Consider the following 18444-nt stretch of genomic DNA (forward strand, 5'->3'; position numbering starts at 1 on the left):
ATATAATTTTCAGGCAGTGCGTTTTTGAGGAGGGCTGCTTGTAATGGGTATTTTTAAGAAATTGGGTTGGTATTTTAAAGAGGAATGGCGAAGGTATTTATTCGGGGTGGTCTTCCTTCTACTGGTTGCCTTGGTCAACTTGATCCCGCCGCGCGTGATCGGCAGCCTGATCGATTTGATGGATGGGCACCAATTGACGTCCGCGAAGCTGTTCTTCATGCTGGGGCTGCTGGTGTTTGCCGGCGTCGGCCAGTATGTGTTCCGCTACGGCTGGCGCACGGCGATTTGGGGCGGTGCAGCCAAGCTCGAAAAAACCTTGCGTTCTCGTTTGTTCTGGCACTTCATGAAAATGGATGCCACGTTCTACCAGCGCCACCGCACTGGGGACCTCATGGCCCACGCGACCAACGACTTGAACGCGATTCAAAACGTCGCCGGGGCCGGAATCTTGACCTTATTTGATTCGATCATTACCGGCTCGACCACCATCGTCGCCATGATCATGTTCGTCGACTGGCGCCTGACGCTGCTCGCAATTTTGCCGATGCCGCTTCTGGCCATCATGGCCCGCAAGCTCGGCATGCGCCTGCATCGCGAGTTCTCGCGGTCCCAGGCCGCCTTTTCGCGCCTGAACGACAAGACCCAGGAGTCGATTTCTGGGATCAAGGTCATCAAGACGTTTGGTCAGGATAAAGAAGATACCGAAGACTTCGACAAGATCGTTGACAAAACCATCAGCATCAACAAGCGGGTCAACTTCATCGATTCGTTGTTCGACCCCACCACCAGCTTGATCATGGGCATCACGTATATCATCACTATTATTTATGGTGGCAATTTGGTCATGAGCTCAGCCATCACCATTGGCCAGCTGGTTTCGTTTGTGTCTTATGTCTCTGCGCTGGTGTGGCCGATGTTTGCCATTGGCCGGCTGTTCAACGTGCTGGAGCGCGGGAACGCCTCCTATGACCGCGTGGTGAGTCTGCTGCGCGAAAAGAGTGCCATCATCGAGGCCCCGGACGCGATTTCGACGCCGGCGCACGGCGACCTGCGGTTCAAGGTCAACAAGTTTAGCTACCCGGATGACGATCACGCAACACTGGTCAACGTCCACTTTACTTTGCCGGAAGGGGAGACCCTCGGGATTGTCGGCCGCGTCGGCGCCGGCAAGAGCACGATTTTCAAGCTGCTGCTGCGCGAGTTTGACAACTACGACGGCGAGATCGACTTCGGCGGCCACAACATCAAGGAATACACGCTTGATGCGCTGCTGGATTCGATTGGCTACGTGCCGCAGGATAACTTCCTGTTCTCCACGACCGTTGCCGACAACATTCGCTTCTCCTCGTTTGATAAGCAGCAGGAAGAAGTGGAAGAAGCTGCCCGCGAAAGTGCCGTGCACAACGACATCCTCGACTTCACCGAAGGGTATGGCACCCTGGTTGGCGAGCGTGGGGTCAGCCTGTCAGGCGGGCAAAAGCAGCGTCTGGCGATTGCCCGGGCGGTCATTACGACGCCGGAGCTCTTGATCCTCGATGATTCACTGTCTGCGGTCGACGCGAAGACGGAAGCCGAGATCCTGCACAACCTGAAGCAGGAGCGGCAAAACAAGACGACCATCATTGCAGCCCAGCGGCTGAGCTCGGTCATGCACGCCAACCAGATTCTGGTTCTGGCAGACGGCCACGTGATTGAGCGCGGCACGCATGAGGAGCTGCTGAAGAACGACGGCTGGTACGCCGAGATGTGGGCCAAGCAGGAGCTGCAAGGCGAAATCGAAACCAAGATTGAAGGTGAGACCCTTGGCTAAATATCAAAGTGCATGGTCCAAGAGCATTCCGGTGCGCGAGCAGGTCCACATTTTTGGCCGCTTGATGAGCTACACCAAGAAGTACTGGAAGCAGTTCACCGGCGCGCTGGTCGGCGCGGCTTTGCTGGCGGGCATGAACATCGCCTTGCCGTATGTGCTGCAGGTCTTCATGGATAAGTACCTGACCAACAAGAGCGCCACGGTCCAGATCATCCTGATTTTTGCGGTCGTTTACGCGTTTGGGACGGTCATGAAAGGGCTGTTTCAGTTCCTGCAGAACTTCGCCTTTCAAATGGGCGCCGAGCGCGGCCTGGAGGACGTTCGCCGGGCGCTGTTCAAAAAGCTGCACACGCTGGGGATGCGGTACTTCGACCAGGTCCCGGCCGGGTCGATCGTCAGCCGCGTCACCAACGACACGATGACGCTGGCCGATTTTTGGAACGTCATTTTGTCTGTGATCGTCGGCATGTTCTCGGTGATTTCCAGCTTTATCGCGATGTGGACGCTCAGCCCCCGCATCGCGCTGTACGTGCTGGCCTTCATGCCGCTGCTGATTTTTGCCATTTGGTATTACAGTCAGTACAGCTCGAAGGTTTACCGCCACATGCGCGAGAAGCTGTCTGAGCTGAACACTAAACTGAACGAGTCGATCGAAGGCATCGGCATCATTCAGCAGTTCCGGCAGGAAAACCGGATCACCAAGGAATTTGAAACCACCAACAACGATTACTTGGAGACCCGCAACGCGATGATCAAGACCAATTCGCTGCTGCTGTCGCCGATCATCAACCTGCTGTACAGCTTGGGGCTGGTTGTTGTGCTGTGGGCGTTTGGCGCGATGTCAATGGACGTCGTGGTCAAAGCCGGGGTCGTTTACGCGTTCACGCAGTATGTCGCGAACTTCTTCAACCCGATGACGAACATGATGGATTCGCTGTCCTCGCTGCAGGACGGGATCGTAGCGGGCAGCCGGATTTTCCATATTTTGGATGAAACGGAGTACGCGCCGGCGCAGAATCCTGGCGCCAGCGCCACCATCACGCAGGGCAAAATCGAGTTTCGGCACGTGTCCTTTGCCTATGATGGCAAGCATGACATCCTGCACGACATCAGCTTCGTCGCCAATCCCGGCGAAACCGTCGCGCTGGTCGGGCACACCGGGTCCGGGAAGAGCTCGATCATTAACGTGATGATGCGCTTCTACGAGTTCGGCACTGGGGAGATCCTGATCGATGACAAGGACATCCGCGAGTATCCAATGACAGAGCTGAGGCAGAAGCTGGGTCTGGTCCTGCAGGATTCGTTCATGTTCTATGGGGACATCTCCTCAAACATTCGGCTGTTTAACGAAAACATCACCGATGAGCAGGTCGAGGCGGCGGCTAAGTTCGTGCAGGCCGACTCCTTTATCGAGAAGTTGCCGAACAAGTACCACGCCCGCGTGATTGAAGGCGGGGCGCAGTTCTCCAGTGGCGAACGCCAACTCTTGTCGTTTGCTCGGACCATTGTGACTGATCCAAAGATTCTGGTACTGGATGAAGCCACCGCGAATATCGATACGGAAACCGAAGCCCTGATTCAGGAGGGGCTGCGGCGGCTGCGCAAGGGCCGGACCTCAATTGCCATCGCGCACCGCTTGTCAACGATTCAAGACGCCAACTTGATCCTGGTGCTTGACGCCGGTCGCATCATTGAACGGGGCACACATGAGGAACTGCTGGCCAAGCACGGCCGGTACTACGATATGTATGAGCTGCAAAACGGTTCGAAGACGGAATAGAATAAGGGTGCTGCGATTAGTCGCGGCACCCTTTTGTTTTTGCCAAGTTGCACAGATACAAAATAAAAATGTCACACGCTAATACTGATAGTACAGTATTCCAGAAAAATTTGCTTTTCATTATGAAACAGATGTGATATTGTTTGAAACAGACATTTTGAAAGGAAGTCTTCGCCATGTCCAAACGTTTTGGGGCCGACCTTGTCGTCGAAAGCCTGATCAATCATCATGTTCCCTTTGTTTTCGGGATTCCCGGTGCGAAAATCGACCGCGTGTTTGAGCGGTTGGAACACCCAGTCGCACAGGACACCCCCAAGCTGATCGTGACGCGCCACGAACAAAACGCGGCCTTCATGGCAGCGGCAGTCGGCCGGATGACCGGCGACCCTGGCGTGGTGTTGACCACTTCCGGGCCCGGGGCGGCGAACCTGGCGACCGGCCTGGTCACCGCAACGGCCGAAGGTGATCCCGTATTGGCACTGTCCGGTCAGGTTCAGCGCAAGGATCTGCTGCGCTCCGCCCACCAAAGCATGCGCAACGCGGAGATGTTTGCGCCAATCACCAAGTACTCGGCGGAAGTCCAGGACGTCGACAACATTTCCGAACTGATGGCCAACGCCTGGCGCACGGCGGCATCCGGTAAGCAAGGGGCCAGTTTCATCTCGATTCCGCAGGACGTGACGGATGCGGAAACAGAGAAGTCGGCACTGGCCGTTAGTGAAAAACCGAAGCTTGGTCCGGCGTCGCTCAACGACATGGTCGATTTGGCGCGGCGCATCAAGGAAGCCGAGCTGCCGGTGCTGCTGCTGGGCATGCGCGCGTCTGCCCAAGACGTCACCGATTCGGTGCGCGATTTGCTGAAGACGGCGGCCATTCCGGTCGTCGAGACCTTCCAAGGCGCGGGCATTGTGTCACACGACCAGGAGGCCAACTTCTTCGGCCGCGTGGGTTTGTTCCGCAACCAACCGGGCGACCAGCTGCTTCAGCGCAGCGACTTAGTGGTCGCCATCGGGTATGACCCGGTCGAGTACGAGCCGCGTAACTGGAACGCCGATGGCAAGGCTTCAATCGTGGTTATCGACTCACAGGAAAGCGAACTTGATCAGCATTTTCAGCCGATCGAGGAACTAGTCGGCGACATTTCCCAGACCCTTGAGCTGCTGATCCCGCAGGTGCGCGGCTATCATGTCGCACCGGGCTCCCAGCGCTACTTGGAGGACCTTCAGGGGCAGCTGAAGGCCAGTGATGTGCCGCCGGTCGAAACCGGCAACCGCGTGCACCCGCTGAGCATTGTCGCCGCGCTGCAGGCTCGCGTCACGGATCACATGACAGTGACCGTCGATGTTGGCTCGCATTACATCTGGATGGCGCGGCACTTCCGCAGCTACGAACCGCGCCGCCTGCTTTTCTCAAATGGGATGCAGACGCTGGGGGTCGCGCTGCCATGGGCCATCGCTGCGACGCTGGTGCGGCCCGGCGAAAAGGCCGTCTCAGTGTCCGGTGACGGTGGTTTTCTCTTCTCGGCCATGGAGCTGGAAACAGCCGTGCGCCTGCACGCCAACCTGGTTCACGTGATCTGGAACGACGGGCATTACGACATGGTCAAGTTTCAGGAGGAAATGAAGTACGGCCAGGCGGCAGGTGTCGATTTTGGTCCCGTGGACTTTGTGAAGTACGCCGAAAGTTTCGGGGCTAAGGGGCTGCGCGTCGAGCGGCCGGATCAGCTCGGCGCTGTCCTGGATGAGGCATTTGCGACAGATGGCCCAGTGATCGTCGATATCCCTGTCGACTACGCGGACAACCCCAAGCTGGGTGAAGCCATGCTGGCCGATCAATTCTAAGGAGACGTCGTCATGAAAACAGATATTTTGTATCAGCACGGCACGCTTGGGGTGCTGGTGCCCGGATTATTAAACGGGACCCAGAAGCTCAGCGAACTCTTGAACCATGGTGACTTTGGCATCGGCACACTGACCGGCTTGAATGGGGAACTGATCATCTTAGCCGGGACTGTGTACCAGGTGCAGGCTTCGGGGCAAGTCGTCGTCATCACTGATGGGGAGGTCCCGTTCGCCAATGTCCATTTTGCGGCGTTCGGCGTCTCAAGCCCGGTGACGGCCGAAACCGCTCAAGCGGCCGAGGCGACCATGCTGAGTCAAATCGGCACGCGCAACCTGTTTGCCGCGGTATCGCTGCATGGGACTTTTGACCACATGACGACTCGCGCGGTCAAGGCCCAGCACCGCCCATTCCCAGGGCTGGCCGCCACTGCGGCAGATCAGGCCGTGTTCAGCCGCGACCAGGTGACCGGCACCTTGATGGGGTACTGGTCACCGCAGCTGTACGCGGGGATGGCCTCACCAGGGTTCCACCTGCATTTTCTCAGCGACGCCCATGACTTCGGCGGGCATGTGCTCGATTTTGCCGGTGCCGCCGGCGATCTGGCAACGCAGGTCTTCAGTGATGTGCAGCTGCACCTGCCAACTGCCGATCGGGAATTCCTGCAGGCCGATCTCGACGGGGATTTGCTTGCAGACATCACTAAAGCTGAACACTAATTGGTCAAAACCATCAACTCGTCAGTTGGTGGTTTTTGCTTTTGGCGCCGGGTTCAGGTATAAGGGAGTTAAACAAAGGAGGGCATGCCGATGATTCGAGTTGCGACTGTCGCTGATCTGCCAAAGGTGGTCAGCCTGTTTCATGATTATTACCAGACCAGCACGGTGCCCCATGAATTTGACGACGACCGGATGCTTGGGTTTCTCAAGGAGCGCCTGGCCAACCAGCAAGCCGGGCTGCTGGTGGCCGAACAAGGCGGTCAGGTGGTGGGCTTTGCGCTGCTGTACGTGACCCAGAATACGCGGGATTTGGCGCCACAAGTGATCATCAACGATGTGTTCGTGGCTGCGCAGTTTCGCAGGCACGGCATCGCGCGCCAGCTGATGACCGCTAGTTTTGTCTGGGGCCGTCAGCACGGCGCCAAACACGTGAGTTGGCAGACTCGCACCACGAATGCGGCCGCCCAGCCGCTGTATGATCAGCTGGGTCAGCGGGAAAGCGGCTGGATTCATTACGACCGCGATTTGACCGACTAAAAACGCCCGCCAACGAATTGGCGGACGCATGCGGCGCAGTGAAAGCTGCGCTATTTATTTGCCATGGCGGTAGCCGTAGCCGAAGTAGATCAGAAGACCAACGCCGAACCAGGCCAGGCTCATCAGCCAGGTTTCTTTTGATAGCTGGCTCATCAAAAGGAGGCAGAACAGAAACGAGACGATCGGGATGACCGGGTACCCGGGGACCTTGAACCCCGGGTTGTGGATCTGCTCGTGCTTGCGCAGCGGCAGGATGCCGAGGCTGACAATGGCAAAGGCAATCAGGGTCCCGATGTTAACCAAATTGACGAGCTGGGTCAGCGGCACCAAGCCGCCGAGCACTGCGATGATCAGGGTGACGGTGGTCAGGGCGTGGCGCGGCAGCTGCTGCTGGACCTCGCCGAACCACTTGGGCAGCAGGCCATCGCGGCCAATCGCGTACACCAGGCGCGAGCTTGAGTAGATCATGGTGACCATCATCGTGAACATGCCGGCCAGCGCGCCGATGGCAATGATCCCGGCCAGCTGCGGCTGATGAATGAAGTTCAGCGCAAAGGATACCGGGTCGGCCACGTTGAGGTGGGTGTACTTGACCATGCCAGTCAGCACAATGGCGACCAGCACGTACAGCACGGTGGCGATGATCAGCGTGCCAATGATGCCGCGCGGCAGCGTTTTTTGCGGCTTTTTCACCTCAGGGGCACTGGCGGAGACGGCATCAAAGCCCAGATAGGCGAAAAACACGAGCGAGGCGCCGGCCAAGATGCCCTTGACGCCAAACGGCATAAACGGGTGCCAGTTGACCGGCTTGATGTAAAAGGCCCCGACGATGACGAAAATGCCGATGATGAGAAGCTTAACCAGGACCATCGCGCGGTTGACGGCCATTGAGGTATTCATGCCGCGTGACAGCATGCCGCCGATCAGCAGAATGACCAGCACCGCAATGAGGTTAATGTAGGTGCCATGAGCCGGGTCAAAGGCGCCGCTGAGCGCCTGGGGCAGGTGCCAGCCAAAGCCGCTGATGAGGCTGGCAAAGTAGGCGGAGAAGCTGGTTGACACCGCGGCCACCGCCAGCATGTACTCGAGGATCAGCGCCCAGCCGATCACCCAGCCCACCAGCTGGCCGAACACAATGCTGCCGTATGCGTAGGCGGAGCCGGCCACGGGCAAAGCCGAGGCAAACTCGGCGTAGCACATCGCCGCCAGAGAGCAGACCACCGCGGCCAAAACAAAGGCCAGCGTGATGGCTGGCCCACTAGTCGTCGCGGCGACCGTGCCTGGTAAAATGAAGATCCCGGTGCCAATCACGGCCCCGATGCCCAAGGCGATCAGGTCTCGGGTGGTCAGCGTGCGCGCCAGCTGGTGGTCAGCATTCAGGGTACTTTCCACATCCGGCTTGTGCGTGATGCGCTGCCAAAAACTCGGTTTATTCATTTGACCTTGCCAGCCTCCTTTTCGGCTAAGTACTTCTTTTGATCCGGCACGTACTTGAAGGTCGGGTCGATGGCCTTGTCAATGGCGTCAAAGGATTGCTGCATCTGCTCGCCGACTTGCGCGGTCAATTCATCCGTCACGCGGCCACTAGGGACCGTGATGGGGTCCCCAAACCGCACCGTGATCCGCTTGCGCAGAAAAATGTGCGAGAACTTGACCGGGCCTTGGTAGACCGCCGGCACGATAGGCACTTTCGCCAACTTGGCGATCAGCACCGCGCCGCCCTTGAGCTGCTGCGAGTAGCGGGAGCCTGATGGGAAAATCATCACCGCGAGCTTGCCTTCTTTTAGTGTCCGCACCGGGACCTTGATGGTACTTGGCCCGGGATTAGCGCGGTTGACCGGAAAAGCGTTGGCATGGTTCATGATCCAGCGTAAAATAGGATTCTTGAAGAGTTCTTCTTTGGCCATGAACGAGAACTTGCGCGGGCTGCCGGCCAAGGCGAAGAAGATCGGGTCCCACCAGGTCCGGTGGGGGCCGACGAGCACGTATGGCCCATCTGGCAGCACCTGTTTATTTTCATAATGCGTGTTGCCGTTGATCAGCAGGACAAGGACCCGCACGACCCAGCGGATGAATGAATAAAACATGAAGTTCATTCCTTCCATAAAATGCCGCTTGCGGCTAGGATATTGTTCGATAAATTATACCACAAACACTTAAGGGCGTTAGCAGGAGGCGCAGGCATGAGTGAAGTCACATTGGAACCAGACGAACGGATCGACGTGCTGCAAGGCGTGGGCATTCGCATCATCCAAAGCCCATGCGTCTTTGCCTTTTCACTGGACGCGGTGCTGCTGGCGGGGTTTGCGCAGGTCAAACGCCGCAGCCGCGTGGTGGATTTGGCGGCCGGCAACGGCGCGGTGGGCCTGTTCGTTGCGCGCCGGACAACCAATCAGGTGACGCTGATCGAGCTGCAGCCTAGGCTCGCCGACATGGCGCAGCGCAGTGTGCAGCTCAACGACCTGAGAAACGTTGACGTGCACCAGCGCGACCTCAAAGACGCCGCGCAAATCGTGCCCAAAGATTCGGTCGACGTGGTGACCTGCAATCCCCCATACTTCAAGGTGACCGATCAGTCGCTGACCAACCCGAACGACCACCTGGCGCTGGCCCGCCACGAGCTGACCACCAACTTCCACACCGTCTGTGAAACTGCGGCGGGACTGCTGAAGTATCAGGGCAAGGCGTTTTTCGTGCACCGACCGGAGCGGCTTGAAGAATTGCTCTCAACCATGGCGGCCGCGGACCTTGCCCCTAAGCGCGTGCGGTTCATTCACCCCAAGGCGGACCGCGAGGCTAACATGGTACTGCTGGAAGGGATTCGTTCTGGCAAGCCGGCGGGGATGCGAATTTTGCCGCCGCTGGTGGTCTACGGGCCAGATGGGCAATATGGGGAAGAGGTGCAGCACTTACTTTATGGCTAAATACTTTTTCTACGTCCTGCTGTGCGCCGACGGGACGTTTTACGGCGGCTACTCGACGGATGTGACTGCGCGGGTGGCGACGCATAATGCAGGTAAGGGGGCCAAGTACACCAAAGCGCGCCGCCCTGTCCGCCTGCTTTATTCGGAGGGGTTTGCGGATGAACATGATGCGCTTTCGGCCGAGTGGCACTTTAAGCACCAGAGCCGCGCGGCCAAAGAAGCGTTTTTAAGCGCGCATGATGTTCATTGGGAGGAGTCTGACGATGGCCACGCTTAAAATTGTGCCAGTGACTCCGAAGAATGCGCCGCTTGCAATCGCGCTGACCGTCGATCCCAGCCAGCGCCAAATGATTGAAACCAATGCGCAGTCGCTTTCAGAAGTCCAGCAGGACCGGCGCTTTGACTGGCATCCATTTCTATTGGTCGCTGACGACACCCCAGTGGGGTTCGCAATGATTGGCGCCTACAATCGGGAAGAACGTTACATCTGGCTGGACCGGTTCATGATTGCCGCGCCGTATCAAAGGCAAGGGCTGGGCAGCCGCTTCTTGGAGCTGCTCAAAAGATTGATCAGCCGGCAGTGGGATGTGGTGGACATCGTGCTCAGCTATGATCAGGCCAATCTTGTCGCAGCTCGCTTGTATCAAGCACATGGGTTTGTGCCGGTAGAAATGAAAGACGGCAATGATCCGATGGCGGTTTACCATGTCGCACAACCATGAGCGCCGCGCACAAAGAGACTTTTGCCGAATTAAGTTGCACCGCGCCGGCTTTCTCTGTATAATATTTTAAGTGTGAAAAACACACAACCCACATCAGGGGAAGATCGTGGTGCCGGTGCTTCGGGAGAAGTGGCACAGCGAGTTGACGCCTCTGAGAGGAATAAAACCATATGGAGGACTACACATGTCTGTATTAAGCATGAAGCAACTGCTTGAAGCTGGTGTCCACTTCGGTCACCAGACCCGTCGCTGGAATCCAAAGATGAAGCCATTCATCTTCACGGAACGCAACGGGATTTACATTATCGACCTGCAGAAGACGGTCAAGATGATCGACGATGCCTACAACTTCGTCAAGGAAGAGGCCGCTGACAACGGTGTGTTCCTGTTCGTCGGCACCAAGAAGCAGGCACAGGATGCCATCCAAGAAGAGGCCACTCGCGCCGGCCAGTACTACGTCAACCACCGTTGGCTTGGCGGCACGCTGACCAACTGGAACACCATCCAGACGCGGATCAAGCGCCTCAAGGACATCAAGAAGATGGCCACCGATGGCACCTTCGACAAGCTGCCGAAGAAGGAAGTTTCCCTGCTCAAGAAGTCTCAGGCCAAGCTTGAGAAGTTCCTCGGCGGGATCGAAGACATGCCTCGCATCCCAGACGTGATCTTCATCGTTGACCCACGCAAGGAAAAGATCGCCGTTCAGGAAGCACAAAAGCTGAACATCCCGATCGTTGCGATGGTAGATACGAACTCTGATCCGGACGACATCGATGTCATCATTCCTTCTAACGATGACGCGATCCGGGCCGTTCGCCTGATCACCGCGACGATGGCAGATGCCATCATCGAAGGCAAGCAGGGCGAAGATCAGGCTGAAGACGCCGATGCTGACCAACAGCCAGCAGACGACGCCCCGAAGGCCGATTCGATCGAAGACATCGTGAACGCCGTTGAAGGCGACAACACGAAGCCTGACGCCGAATAATTAAATCGTCAGTTAGACTCAGCCGTCTGTGCTTTGCAGCAATTGCAGGCGCAGGCGGCTTTTTTAAAACAAATTTTAGGAGGAATTCAAGAAATGGCTATTACCGCAAAGCAAGTCAAGGAACTGCGTGACCGTACTCAGGTCGGCATGATGGATGCGAAAAAGGCGCTGGTTGCTGCCGATGGCGACATGGACAAGGCGATCGACGTCCTGCGCGAAAAGGGCTTGGCCAAGGCTGCGAAAAAGGCGGGCAACATCGCCGCCGAAGGTCTGACTGCCATTACCGTTGACGGCAACGCCGCAGCCATCATCGAAGTCAACTCAGAAACCGACTTTGTAGCGTCCAACGACAAGTTCCAGAACCTGGTGAACGGTGTTGCCAAGGCCATTGCTGCCGGCAAGCCGGCCGACATGGATGCCGCTCTTAAGCTGGACGTTGACGGCCAGACCGTTGACGAAGCAGCCAAGGCGCTGACCGCAGTCATCGGCGAAAAGATCGACCTGCGCCGCTTCACGGTGGTTGAAAAGAACGACGGCGACCACTTCGGTGCCTACCTGCACAACGGCGGCCAAGTCGCAGCGCTGGTCACCATCGAAGGCGGCGACGACGAAACGGCCCACGACATTGCGATGCACGTGGCGGCCATCAACCCGCAGTACCTGGATCGCACCCAGGTGCCGGCCGATGAGCTGAAGAAGCAAACCGACCTCTTCACCAAGGAAACCGTTGACGAAGGCAAGCCGGAAAAAATCGTGCCGCGGATCGTTGAAGGCCGCGTGAACAAGTGGCTGTCTGAGATCTCACTGGTCGACCAGGAATTCGTCAAGGACTCCGACAAGACCGTTGCCGAATACGCGAAGAGCAAGGGCGCAACCGTCAAGGGCTTTGTCCGCTACGAAGTCGGCGAAGGCATCGAAAAGAAGCAAGATAACTTCGTTGATGAAGTCATGGGTCAAATCAAGGACTAGTTTCTTTTATGGGTCACGCCTAGTGCGTGGCCTTTTTTCGACTGCAGGTCGTGCTCGTTAGGGCAAGGCCCGGCCTGGTATGGTAAACTAGTAACAGCAATTCAAGAAGGGACAACACTCATGATCAAATACAAACGCATTGTACTGAAAGTTTCCGGCGAGGCGCTTGGCGGCGAAACCGGTGCGGGAATACAGCCCCCGGTCATTAAGCTGATCGCCGAGCAGATCATGCAGGTTCACGACATGGGCGTGCAGATCGCCATCGTTTGCGGCGGTGGCAACATCTGGCGCGGCGAGACTGGTGCGGCCATGGGCATGGAACGGGCGCAGGCAGACTACATGGGGATGCTGGCCACGGTGATGAACGGACTGGCCCTCCAAGACAGTTTGGAAAACCTTGGGGTGCCAACGCGCGTGCAGACCAGCATCGAGATGCGCCAAATTGCTGAGCCGTACATTCGGCGGAAGGCGGTTCGGCACCTGGAAAAAGGCCGCGTCGTCATTTTCGCCGGGGGCACCGGGAACCCATACTTCAGCACCGACACGACGGCGGCCCTGCGCGCTGCCGAAATCGGCGCTGACGCCATCCTGATGGCGAAAAACGGGGTCGACGGGGTCTACTCTGCGGATCCGAACAAGGATGCCAGCGCGAAGAAGTTTGATCACCTCAGTCACATGGACATCATTACCAAAGGGCTGAACGTGATGGATTCCACCGCCAGCACCTTGTCGATGGACAATGACATCCCGCTGGTCGTGTTTAATTTGAATGATCCAGACAACATCAAGAAGGTCGTTGAAGGTGCACACATTGGCACAACGATCCAAGGAAAGGACTAATCATGGCGAACCAAATTATTGATGACGCCAAGGCGTCAATGAAGAAGTCTGAAGAAGCACTGTCTCGCCAGCTCGGTACCATTCGGGCTGGGCGCGCCAATGCCAGTCTGCTCAACCGGATCGAGGTTGAGTACTACGGCACCAAGACGCCGCTCAACCAGATCGCCGCGATCACGGTGCCAGAAGCCCGGGTCTTGCTGGTGACGCCTTACGATAAATCCAGTTTGAAGGATATCGAGGCCGCGCTGAACGCGTCTGACCTGGGCATCAACCCGGCCAACGACGGGAATGCCATCCGGCTGGTCGTGCCGCAGCTCACCGGTGAGCGCCGCGCGGAGATTGCCAAGGAAGTTGGCAAGTTCCAGGAAGAAGCCAAGATCGCGATCCGCAACATTCGGCGCGACGCCTTGGACAAGCTGAAGAAGCAGGAAAAGGCCGGCGACATCACCGAAGATGACCTGCACCGCGGTGAAAAGGACGTGCAAAAGGTGACCGACGATTCCGCCAAGCGGATCGAAGCCATCGCAGCCGAAAAAGAAGAAGAAATCAAGGAAGGCTAATCACCGGCCTTTGCCCGCGGGTTTGCCGCGGGTTTTTCAATGTCGACTAAGCGCACCACTGCCGGTGCAGGTGGCGGGTTGCAACCTGGCCGGCTTTTTTGACCGCGGGATTTCTGCTACAATACGTGAGATGTGACTAGTTTCACGATGGAGGACTTTTTGTTGGCAAATCAACCACTTGATCCCACGCGGATTCCGGCGCACGTCGCCATCATCATGGATGGCAACGGGCGCTGGGCCAAGGCCAGACACCTGCCGCGCGTGGCGGGTCATAAGCAAGGCATGGAGGTCGTCAAAACGATCACCAAGGCGGCAAGTCGCCTCGGGGTCAAAGTGTTGACGCTTTATGCTTTTTCAACGGAGAACTGGAAGCGCCCAACCAGCGAGGTGTCCTACTTAATGCGCCTGCCGGTCGATTTCTTCGGCACGTTTATGCCGGAGCTGATCGCCGAAAACGTGCGCGTGCAGGTGATGGGCGAGCTGGATGCCCTGCCCGCAAAGACGCGTAAAGCGGCGAAAGACGCGATGGCTGACACGGCGCAAAATACCGGGATGATCCTGAACTTTGCGCTGAACTACGGCGCCCGCGACGAGCTGGTGCAAGCTGCTCGCACCATGGCTCAGGAAGCTAAAAGCGGTCAGCTTGACCCGGAGCAGATCGACGCACAGGTGGTTGCCGATCATCTGATGACGCGCCACCTGGGGGCCTTGGCCGATCCCGACCTGCTGATTCGCAGCAGTGGCGAAGAGCGGTTATCCAACTTTTTGCTGTGGCAGTTGGCCTATTCCGAGCTGGTGTTCACCGATACGTACTGGCCTGACTTCACTGGGGCTGTCCTCGAACGATGCATCGCGGAATACCAGGCACGTGACCGCCGCTTTGGCGGGTTGAAAAGTTAACGGAGGGTGTTATGAAACAACGAATCATTACCGCAGTCGTCGCGCTGATCATCTTTATTCCGATTCTCATCCTTGGCGGTTGGTGGATCGAACTAGCTGGGTGTGCGCTGGCGGTCATCGCACTGTCAGAAGTGTTCATCATGCGCAAGAAAATCATTGTCTCGTTTGATTTTCTCATTTCGGCGCTGGGCGTGTTGGCAGTGGCGGTGCCGGACAGCATGCTCAAGTGGCTGCCGGCGTACATCTCCCGCCTCGACATCATCTACCTGTTTGTGGTCCTGCTGCTGTTAAACACGGTAGCCAGCAAGAACAAAACCAGCTATGACGACGTCGCCGTGTCTGCCTTGTCGATTTTTTACATTGGGACAGGCTTTCACTACTTCATCATGCTGCGCAACGATCCGAACGGCGGGCTTGATACCTTGTTGTTCGCGATGCTGATCGTGTGGCTGACGGACTCCGGTGCGTATTTCTGCGGCCGGGCGTTCGGCAAGCACAAGCTCTGGCCGGCCATCAGCCCCAATAAAACCTGGGAAGGCAGCATCGGCGGCAACGTGACGGCGCTGATCTTCGCGGCGATTTACCTGAACTTTTTCCCGCAGGCGTACAGCTTCTGGCCGATGATGGGCATCGCGCTGGCACTGTCGATTATCGGCAGTCTTGGCGATTTGATTGAGTCGGCGCTGAAACGTTACTACGGCGTTAAGGACTCGGGCAAGATTCTGCCGGGTCACGGCGGTATTTTGGATCGGTTCGACAGCATGCTGCTCGTGATGCCGATGATTCACTTCTTTGGCATTCTTTAACCGCAGTCGCACAGTAAGGAGCGTCTATGACAACAATTATTGAATTCTTGGTCGTCTTTGTGATTCTTGTGCTTGTGCACGAATTTGGACACTTCATTTTTGCCAAGTGGTCCGGCATTTTAGTGCGGGAATTTTCCATTGGCATGGGCCCCAAGCTGGTCGCTTGGCACAAGAATCACACGACGTACACGCTCCGCCTGCTGCCTTTGGGCGGTTATGTCCGCATGGCGGGCTGGCAGGACGAAGACGACGAGATCAAGCCAGGCACCATGCTCGCCATTGAGGTCAACGACCAAAACGTCGTTGAGCGGATCAACCTGTCGAGCAAAACCACGCTCCAAGGCGGCATCCCGGTCCAAGTCGACAAGGTAGATCTGCAGCATGACCTGACCGTTGTCGGTTACGAAAACGGCGATGAGTCCGAGCTGAAAACCTGGTCCGTCGATCACGACGCGACCATCATCGAGGAAGACGGCACCGAGGTCATTATCGCCCCGGATGACGTGCAGTTCCAAAATGCCAAGCTCTGGAAACGCATGCTGGTCAATTTTGCCGGGCCAATGAATAATTTTCTGCTGGCAATCGTGGTGTTCATCGGCGTGGCGCTGGTCAACGGCGTCGCGGTGACCAACACCAACCAAATCGGCAAAATCGAACCGAATTCACCGGCCGCGGCCGCAGGGCTGAAGGCTGATTCGCGCATCGTGTCGATCGGCGGCGATAAGATCGCGGCGTTTGACGATATTCAAGGTGCCGTGGCCCAGTACCGCGGGCGCACCACCACGCTGGTGGCGACTAAGGCGGGGAAGACGCAGAAGCTGATGATTCGGCCCACCAGCGACGGGACCATCGGGGTTTACGCCAAAACGACTAAGGCCCCCATGGCGGCGATCGAGTCCGGCTTCACCACGACCTGGGCTTATGTCACCGGGATTTTCCATGTTCTGGCGCAAATGGTCACGGGGCATTTCTCCCTGAACCAGCTTGCGGGCCCGGTCGGCATCTACACGATGACGGCCACCGCGGCCAAGGGCGGGCCGATGAACCTGATCCTGTTTTTAGGCGGCCTGTCGGTCAACCTGGGGATCATGAACCTGATTCCGATCCCCGTGCTCGACGGCGGCAAACTTGTACTCAACCTGCTTGAAGCCATTCGGCGCAAGCCGCTCAAGCAGGAGCACGAAGGCGTGATCACATTGATCGGCGCCGGGCTGATGTTCGCGTTGATCATTGCGGTGACCATCAACGACATCATGCGCAGTTTTTAAACCCTTTGGAGGAAAGTCATGAAACAATCTCGAATGTTTATTCCCACTGAAAAAGAAGTCCCCAGTACTGCTGAGGCCAAATCGCACCAGATGATGTTGCGCTCCGGCTTCATCCGCCAGGTGGCGGCCGGGGCGTATGCCTACCTGCCGTTGGCGGAGCGAGTCTTGCAAAAAATTGAGGCCGTGATCGACGACGAAATGAGCAAGATTTCCGCCGTCAAAATGCAGATGCCAAGTTTGCTGCCGGTTGAGCTCTGGCAAGAATCCGGCCGCTACGAAACTTACGGGCCAAATCTGTTCAAGCTGAAGGATCGCCACGACCGCGACTTCATTTTGGGCCCGACGCACGAGGAGACCTTCACGGACCTGGTTCGCAACGATTTGAACTCCTACAAGAAGATGCCGCTGGTGCTGTACCAAATCCAGACCAAGTACCGCGATGAGGATCGCCCACGCTACGGCCTGCTGCGTTCGCGTGAGTTCATCATGGAGGACGTTTATTCCTTCACCGCGAACACCGAGGATCTGGACACCATTTATACCCAGATGGAAAAGGCCTACACCAACGTGTTCAACCGGTTGGGGTTAAACTTCCGCGCGATTGTCGGCGACGGTGGCGCGATGGGCGGCAAAGATTCCAAAGAGTTTTCGGCCATCGCGGATATCGGTGAGGATACGATTGTTTATTCTGATTCATCCGATTATGCGGCTAACTTGGAAATGGCCACCAGCATGAATGTGCCGGCCACCACGCACGAAGACGCCGCCCCGCTGGCCCCGGTTGACACGAAGGACGCCAAAACCATCACCGAGGTCGCCGAGTTCCTGAAGGTGCCGGCAAGCAAGCTGATCAAGGCGGTCTTGTTCATCGCCGACGAAAAGCCGGTGCTGGCACTGGTTCGCGGTGACTACGAAGTCAACGACGTCAAGCTCAAGAACCTGCTGAACGCGGATTACCTCGACATGGCCACCCCAGAGCAGGTGCAGCAGTACATGCACGCCGAAATCGGCAACATCGGGCCGGTCAACGCGCCGGAGGATGTTCAGGTCATTGCCGATAACAGTTTGACGGGACTCGTCAACCTGGTCGCCGGGGCGAACAAGGCCAACACCCACTTGATCAACGTCAACCTTGGGCGCGACTTCACCGCTGACCAAACGGCGGACATTCGCTTTGTTAAGGAAGGCGAAGTGTCGCCTGATGGCCAAGGCGTGCTGAAGTTCACCAAAGGTATCGAAATCGGTCATATCTTCAAGCTTGGGACCCGGTACACTGAGGCGATGGGGGCCAACTTCCTCGATGAGAACGGCCGCGCTAAGCCGATCATCATGGGCTCCTACGGTATCGGCGTGTCCCGGCTGCTGTCGGCCATCGCTGAGCAGACGTTGGACGAGCACGGCCTGGTTTGGCCGCGGGCCGTTGCGCCATTTGACGTGCATGTCGTGCCCGTCAACTTGAAAAAGCAGGCGCAGGCCGATCTGACGGCTAAGATCACGAAGCAGCTGGAAGATGAAGGCTTCGCGGTGCTGGTCGATGACCGCAACGAGCGGCCAGGGGTCAAGTTTGCGGATTCCGACCTCATCGGGATTCCCGTGCGCGTCACTGTCGGTAAGAAAGCCGAGGATGGCATTGTCGAGCTGAAGTTGCGCAAGTCAGGTGAGACCCTTGAGGTCAAGTCCGAGGAGCTGATTTCCTCGCTCAAGATCCTGCTTGACCACGCAGAATAAAATAATCTCCAGCAAGCGGCGCCGAGTCCGACTCGGCGCCGCTTTTGCGTTCTG

The 18444-nt window shown here is 57.3% G+C and carries 18 protein-coding genes; 16 read left to right on the forward strand and 2 right to left on the reverse strand.

The window, feature by feature from the left end:
- The first annotated feature begins 43 nt into the window (after positions 1 to 43).
- The 5 genes from JUF21_RS06715 to JUF21_RS06735 all read left to right on the forward strand — a co-directional run bounded on the left by JUF21_RS06715 (position 44) and on the right by JUF21_RS06735 (position 6685).
- Complete coding sequence (locus JUF21_RS06715; RefSeq protein ID WP_203663630.1) at positions 44 to 1810, forward strand: ABC transporter ATP-binding protein; 1767 nt, start codon at positions 44 to 46, stop codon at positions 1808 to 1810.
- Positions 1803 to 3590, forward strand: a complete 1788-nt coding sequence (locus JUF21_RS06720; protein WP_239061433.1) for an ABC transporter ATP-binding protein — start codon at positions 1803 to 1805, stop codon at positions 3588 to 3590. Before JUF21_RS06715 ends, JUF21_RS06720 begins: the two co-directional genes overlap by 8 nt.
- 176 nt (positions 3591 to 3766) lie before the next feature.
- Positions 3767 to 5431 (forward strand): acetolactate synthase AlsS, encoded by a 1665-nt coding sequence (alsS, locus tag JUF21_RS06725; RefSeq protein ID WP_203663639.1) that lies wholly within the window; start codon positions 3767 to 3769, stop codon positions 5429 to 5431.
- 12 nt (positions 5432 to 5443) lie between these two features.
- Positions 5444 to 6148 carry an acetolactate decarboxylase gene (budA, locus tag JUF21_RS06730; RefSeq protein ID WP_203623758.1) on the forward strand — a complete coding sequence of 235 codons (705 nt, stop codon included), beginning with the start codon at positions 5444 to 5446 and terminating at the stop codon, positions 6146 to 6148.
- A gap of 90 nt (positions 6149 to 6238) precedes the next feature.
- A complete protein-coding gene (locus JUF21_RS06735; RefSeq protein ID WP_203623759.1) occupies positions 6239 to 6685 on the forward strand; it encodes a GNAT family N-acetyltransferase in 447 nt (148 codons plus the stop codon).
- Positions 6686 to 6739: 54 nt separating this feature from the next.
- Here JUF21_RS06735 and JUF21_RS06740 read toward each other — a convergent pair whose 3' ends face one another.
- Together JUF21_RS06740 and JUF21_RS06745 are read right to left on the reverse strand one after the other, a co-directional pair.
- Positions 6740 to 8122 carry an APC family permease gene (locus JUF21_RS06740; RefSeq protein WP_203623760.1) on the reverse strand — a complete coding sequence of 461 codons (1383 nt, stop codon included), beginning with the start codon at positions 8120 to 8122 and terminating at the stop codon, positions 6740 to 6742.
- Positions 8119 to 8772 (reverse strand): 1-acyl-sn-glycerol-3-phosphate acyltransferase, encoded by a 654-nt coding sequence (locus JUF21_RS06745; protein ID WP_203623761.1) that lies wholly within the window; start codon positions 8770 to 8772, stop codon positions 8119 to 8121. The genes JUF21_RS06740 and JUF21_RS06745 overlap by 4 nt, the downstream gene beginning before the upstream one ends.
- A gap of 96 nt (positions 8773 to 8868) precedes the next feature.
- Here JUF21_RS06745 and JUF21_RS06750 point away from each other — a divergent pair, with 96 nt between their 5' ends.
- The 11 genes from JUF21_RS06750 (at position 8869) to JUF21_RS06800 (ending at position 18390) form a co-directional block, all read left to right on the forward strand.
- The gene (locus JUF21_RS06750; RefSeq protein WP_203623762.1) at positions 8869 to 9609 is read left to right on the forward strand and encodes a tRNA1(Val) (adenine(37)-N6)-methyltransferase; all 741 of its coding nucleotides are present in this window, start codon (positions 8869 to 8871) and stop codon (positions 9607 to 9609) included.
- Positions 9602 to 9886: a GIY-YIG nuclease family protein gene (locus tag JUF21_RS06755; RefSeq protein WP_125754768.1), complete on the forward strand. Its 285-nt coding sequence runs from the start codon at positions 9602 to 9604 to the stop codon at positions 9884 to 9886. Before JUF21_RS06750 ends, JUF21_RS06755 begins: the two co-directional genes overlap by 8 nt.
- Positions 9873 to 10331, forward strand: a complete 459-nt coding sequence (locus JUF21_RS06760; protein WP_164506124.1) for a GNAT family N-acetyltransferase — start codon at positions 9873 to 9875, stop codon at positions 10329 to 10331. The genes JUF21_RS06755 and JUF21_RS06760 overlap by 14 nt, the downstream gene beginning before the upstream one ends.
- A 184-nt stretch (positions 10332 to 10515) precedes the next feature.
- Positions 10516 to 11319, forward strand: a complete 804-nt coding sequence (gene rpsB, locus JUF21_RS06765) for a 30S ribosomal protein S2 (protein ID WP_125754766.1) — start codon at positions 10516 to 10518, stop codon at positions 11317 to 11319.
- 93 nt (positions 11320 to 11412) lie between these two features.
- Complete coding sequence (gene tsf / locus JUF21_RS06770) at positions 11413 to 12288, forward strand: translation elongation factor Ts (protein ID WP_203623763.1); 876 nt, start codon at positions 11413 to 11415, stop codon at positions 12286 to 12288.
- Between the two features lie 120 nt (positions 12289 to 12408).
- Positions 12409 to 13128 (forward strand): UMP kinase, encoded by a 720-nt coding sequence (pyrH, locus tag JUF21_RS06775; RefSeq protein ID WP_203663641.1) that lies wholly within the window; start codon positions 12409 to 12411, stop codon positions 13126 to 13128.
- A gap of 2 nt (positions 13129 to 13130) precedes the next feature.
- Complete coding sequence (frr, locus tag JUF21_RS06780; protein WP_125754763.1) at positions 13131 to 13688, forward strand: ribosome recycling factor; 558 nt, start codon at positions 13131 to 13133, stop codon at positions 13686 to 13688.
- A gap of 162 nt (positions 13689 to 13850) precedes the next feature.
- Positions 13851 to 14588, forward strand: coding sequence for an isoprenyl transferase (locus tag JUF21_RS06785; RefSeq protein WP_239061356.1), 738 nt, complete (start codon positions 13851 to 13853; stop codon positions 14586 to 14588).
- An 11-nt stretch (positions 14589 to 14599) separates the two neighbouring features.
- Entirely contained in the window at positions 14600 to 15394 is a 795-nt protein-coding gene (locus JUF21_RS06790) for a phosphatidate cytidylyltransferase (RefSeq protein ID WP_203623766.1), read from the forward strand.
- Between the two features lie 26 nt (positions 15395 to 15420).
- A complete protein-coding gene (rseP, locus tag JUF21_RS06795) occupies positions 15421 to 16662 on the forward strand; it encodes an RIP metalloprotease RseP (RefSeq protein ID WP_203663643.1) in 1242 nt (413 codons plus the stop codon).
- Between the two features lie 18 nt (positions 16663 to 16680).
- Entirely contained in the window at positions 16681 to 18390 is a 1710-nt protein-coding gene (locus tag JUF21_RS06800; protein WP_203623768.1) for a proline--tRNA ligase, read from the forward strand.
- The last annotated feature ends 54 nt before the right edge of the window (positions 18391 to 18444 follow it).

It is taken from the genome of Lacticaseibacillus sp. 53-4 (genome assembly GCF_016861805.1).
Taxonomy (GTDB): domain Bacteria; phylum Bacillota; class Bacilli; order Lactobacillales; family Lactobacillaceae; genus Lacticaseibacillus.

Bases quoted from the DNA above. Each gene is read 5' to 3' on its own strand.
- budA (WP_203623758.1), top strand. From the start codon at position 5,444: ATGAAAACAGATATTTTGTATCAGCACGGCACGCTTGGGGTGCTGGTG.
- JUF21_RS06760 (WP_164506124.1), top strand. From the start codon at position 9,873: ATGGCCACGCTTAAAATTGTGCCAGTGACTCCGAAGAATGCGCCGCTT.
- JUF21_RS06735 (WP_203623759.1), top strand. From the start codon at position 6,239: ATGATTCGAGTTGCGACTGTCGCTGATCTGCCAAAGGTGGTCAGCCTG.
- JUF21_RS06715 (WP_203663630.1), top strand. From the start codon at position 44: ATGGGTATTTTTAAGAAATTGGGTTGGTATTTTAAAGAGGAATGGCGA.
- JUF21_RS06800 (WP_203623768.1), top strand. From the start codon at position 16,681: ATGAAACAATCTCGAATGTTTATTCCCACTGAAAAAGAAGTCCCCAGT.
- alsS (WP_203663639.1), top strand. From the start codon at position 3,767: ATGTCCAAACGTTTTGGGGCCGACCTTGTCGTCGAAAGCCTGATCAAT.
- JUF21_RS06740 (WP_203623760.1), bottom strand. From the start codon at position 8,122: ATGAATAAACCGAGTTTTTGGCAGCGCATCACGCACAAGCCGGATGTG.
- JUF21_RS06755 (WP_125754768.1), top strand. From the start codon at position 9,602: ATGGCTAAATACTTTTTCTACGTCCTGCTGTGCGCCGACGGGACGTTT.
- rpsB (WP_125754766.1), top strand. From the start codon at position 10,516: ATGTCTGTATTAAGCATGAAGCAACTGCTTGAAGCTGGTGTCCACTTC.
- rseP (WP_203663643.1), top strand. From the start codon at position 15,421: ATGACAACAATTATTGAATTCTTGGTCGTCTTTGTGATTCTTGTGCTT.
- JUF21_RS06745 (WP_203623761.1), bottom strand. From the start codon at position 8,772: ATGTTTTATTCATTCATCCGCTGGGTCGTGCGGGTCCTTGTCCTGCTG.
- frr (WP_125754763.1), top strand. From the start codon at position 13,131: ATGGCGAACCAAATTATTGATGACGCCAAGGCGTCAATGAAGAAGTCT.
- tsf (WP_203623763.1), top strand. From the start codon at position 11,413: ATGGCTATTACCGCAAAGCAAGTCAAGGAACTGCGTGACCGTACTCAG.
- pyrH (WP_203663641.1), top strand. From the start codon at position 12,409: ATGATCAAATACAAACGCATTGTACTGAAAGTTTCCGGCGAGGCGCTT.
- JUF21_RS06790 (WP_203623766.1), top strand. From the start codon at position 14,600: ATGAAACAACGAATCATTACCGCAGTCGTCGCGCTGATCATCTTTATT.
- JUF21_RS06750 (WP_203623762.1), top strand. From the start codon at position 8,869: ATGAGTGAAGTCACATTGGAACCAGACGAACGGATCGACGTGCTGCAA.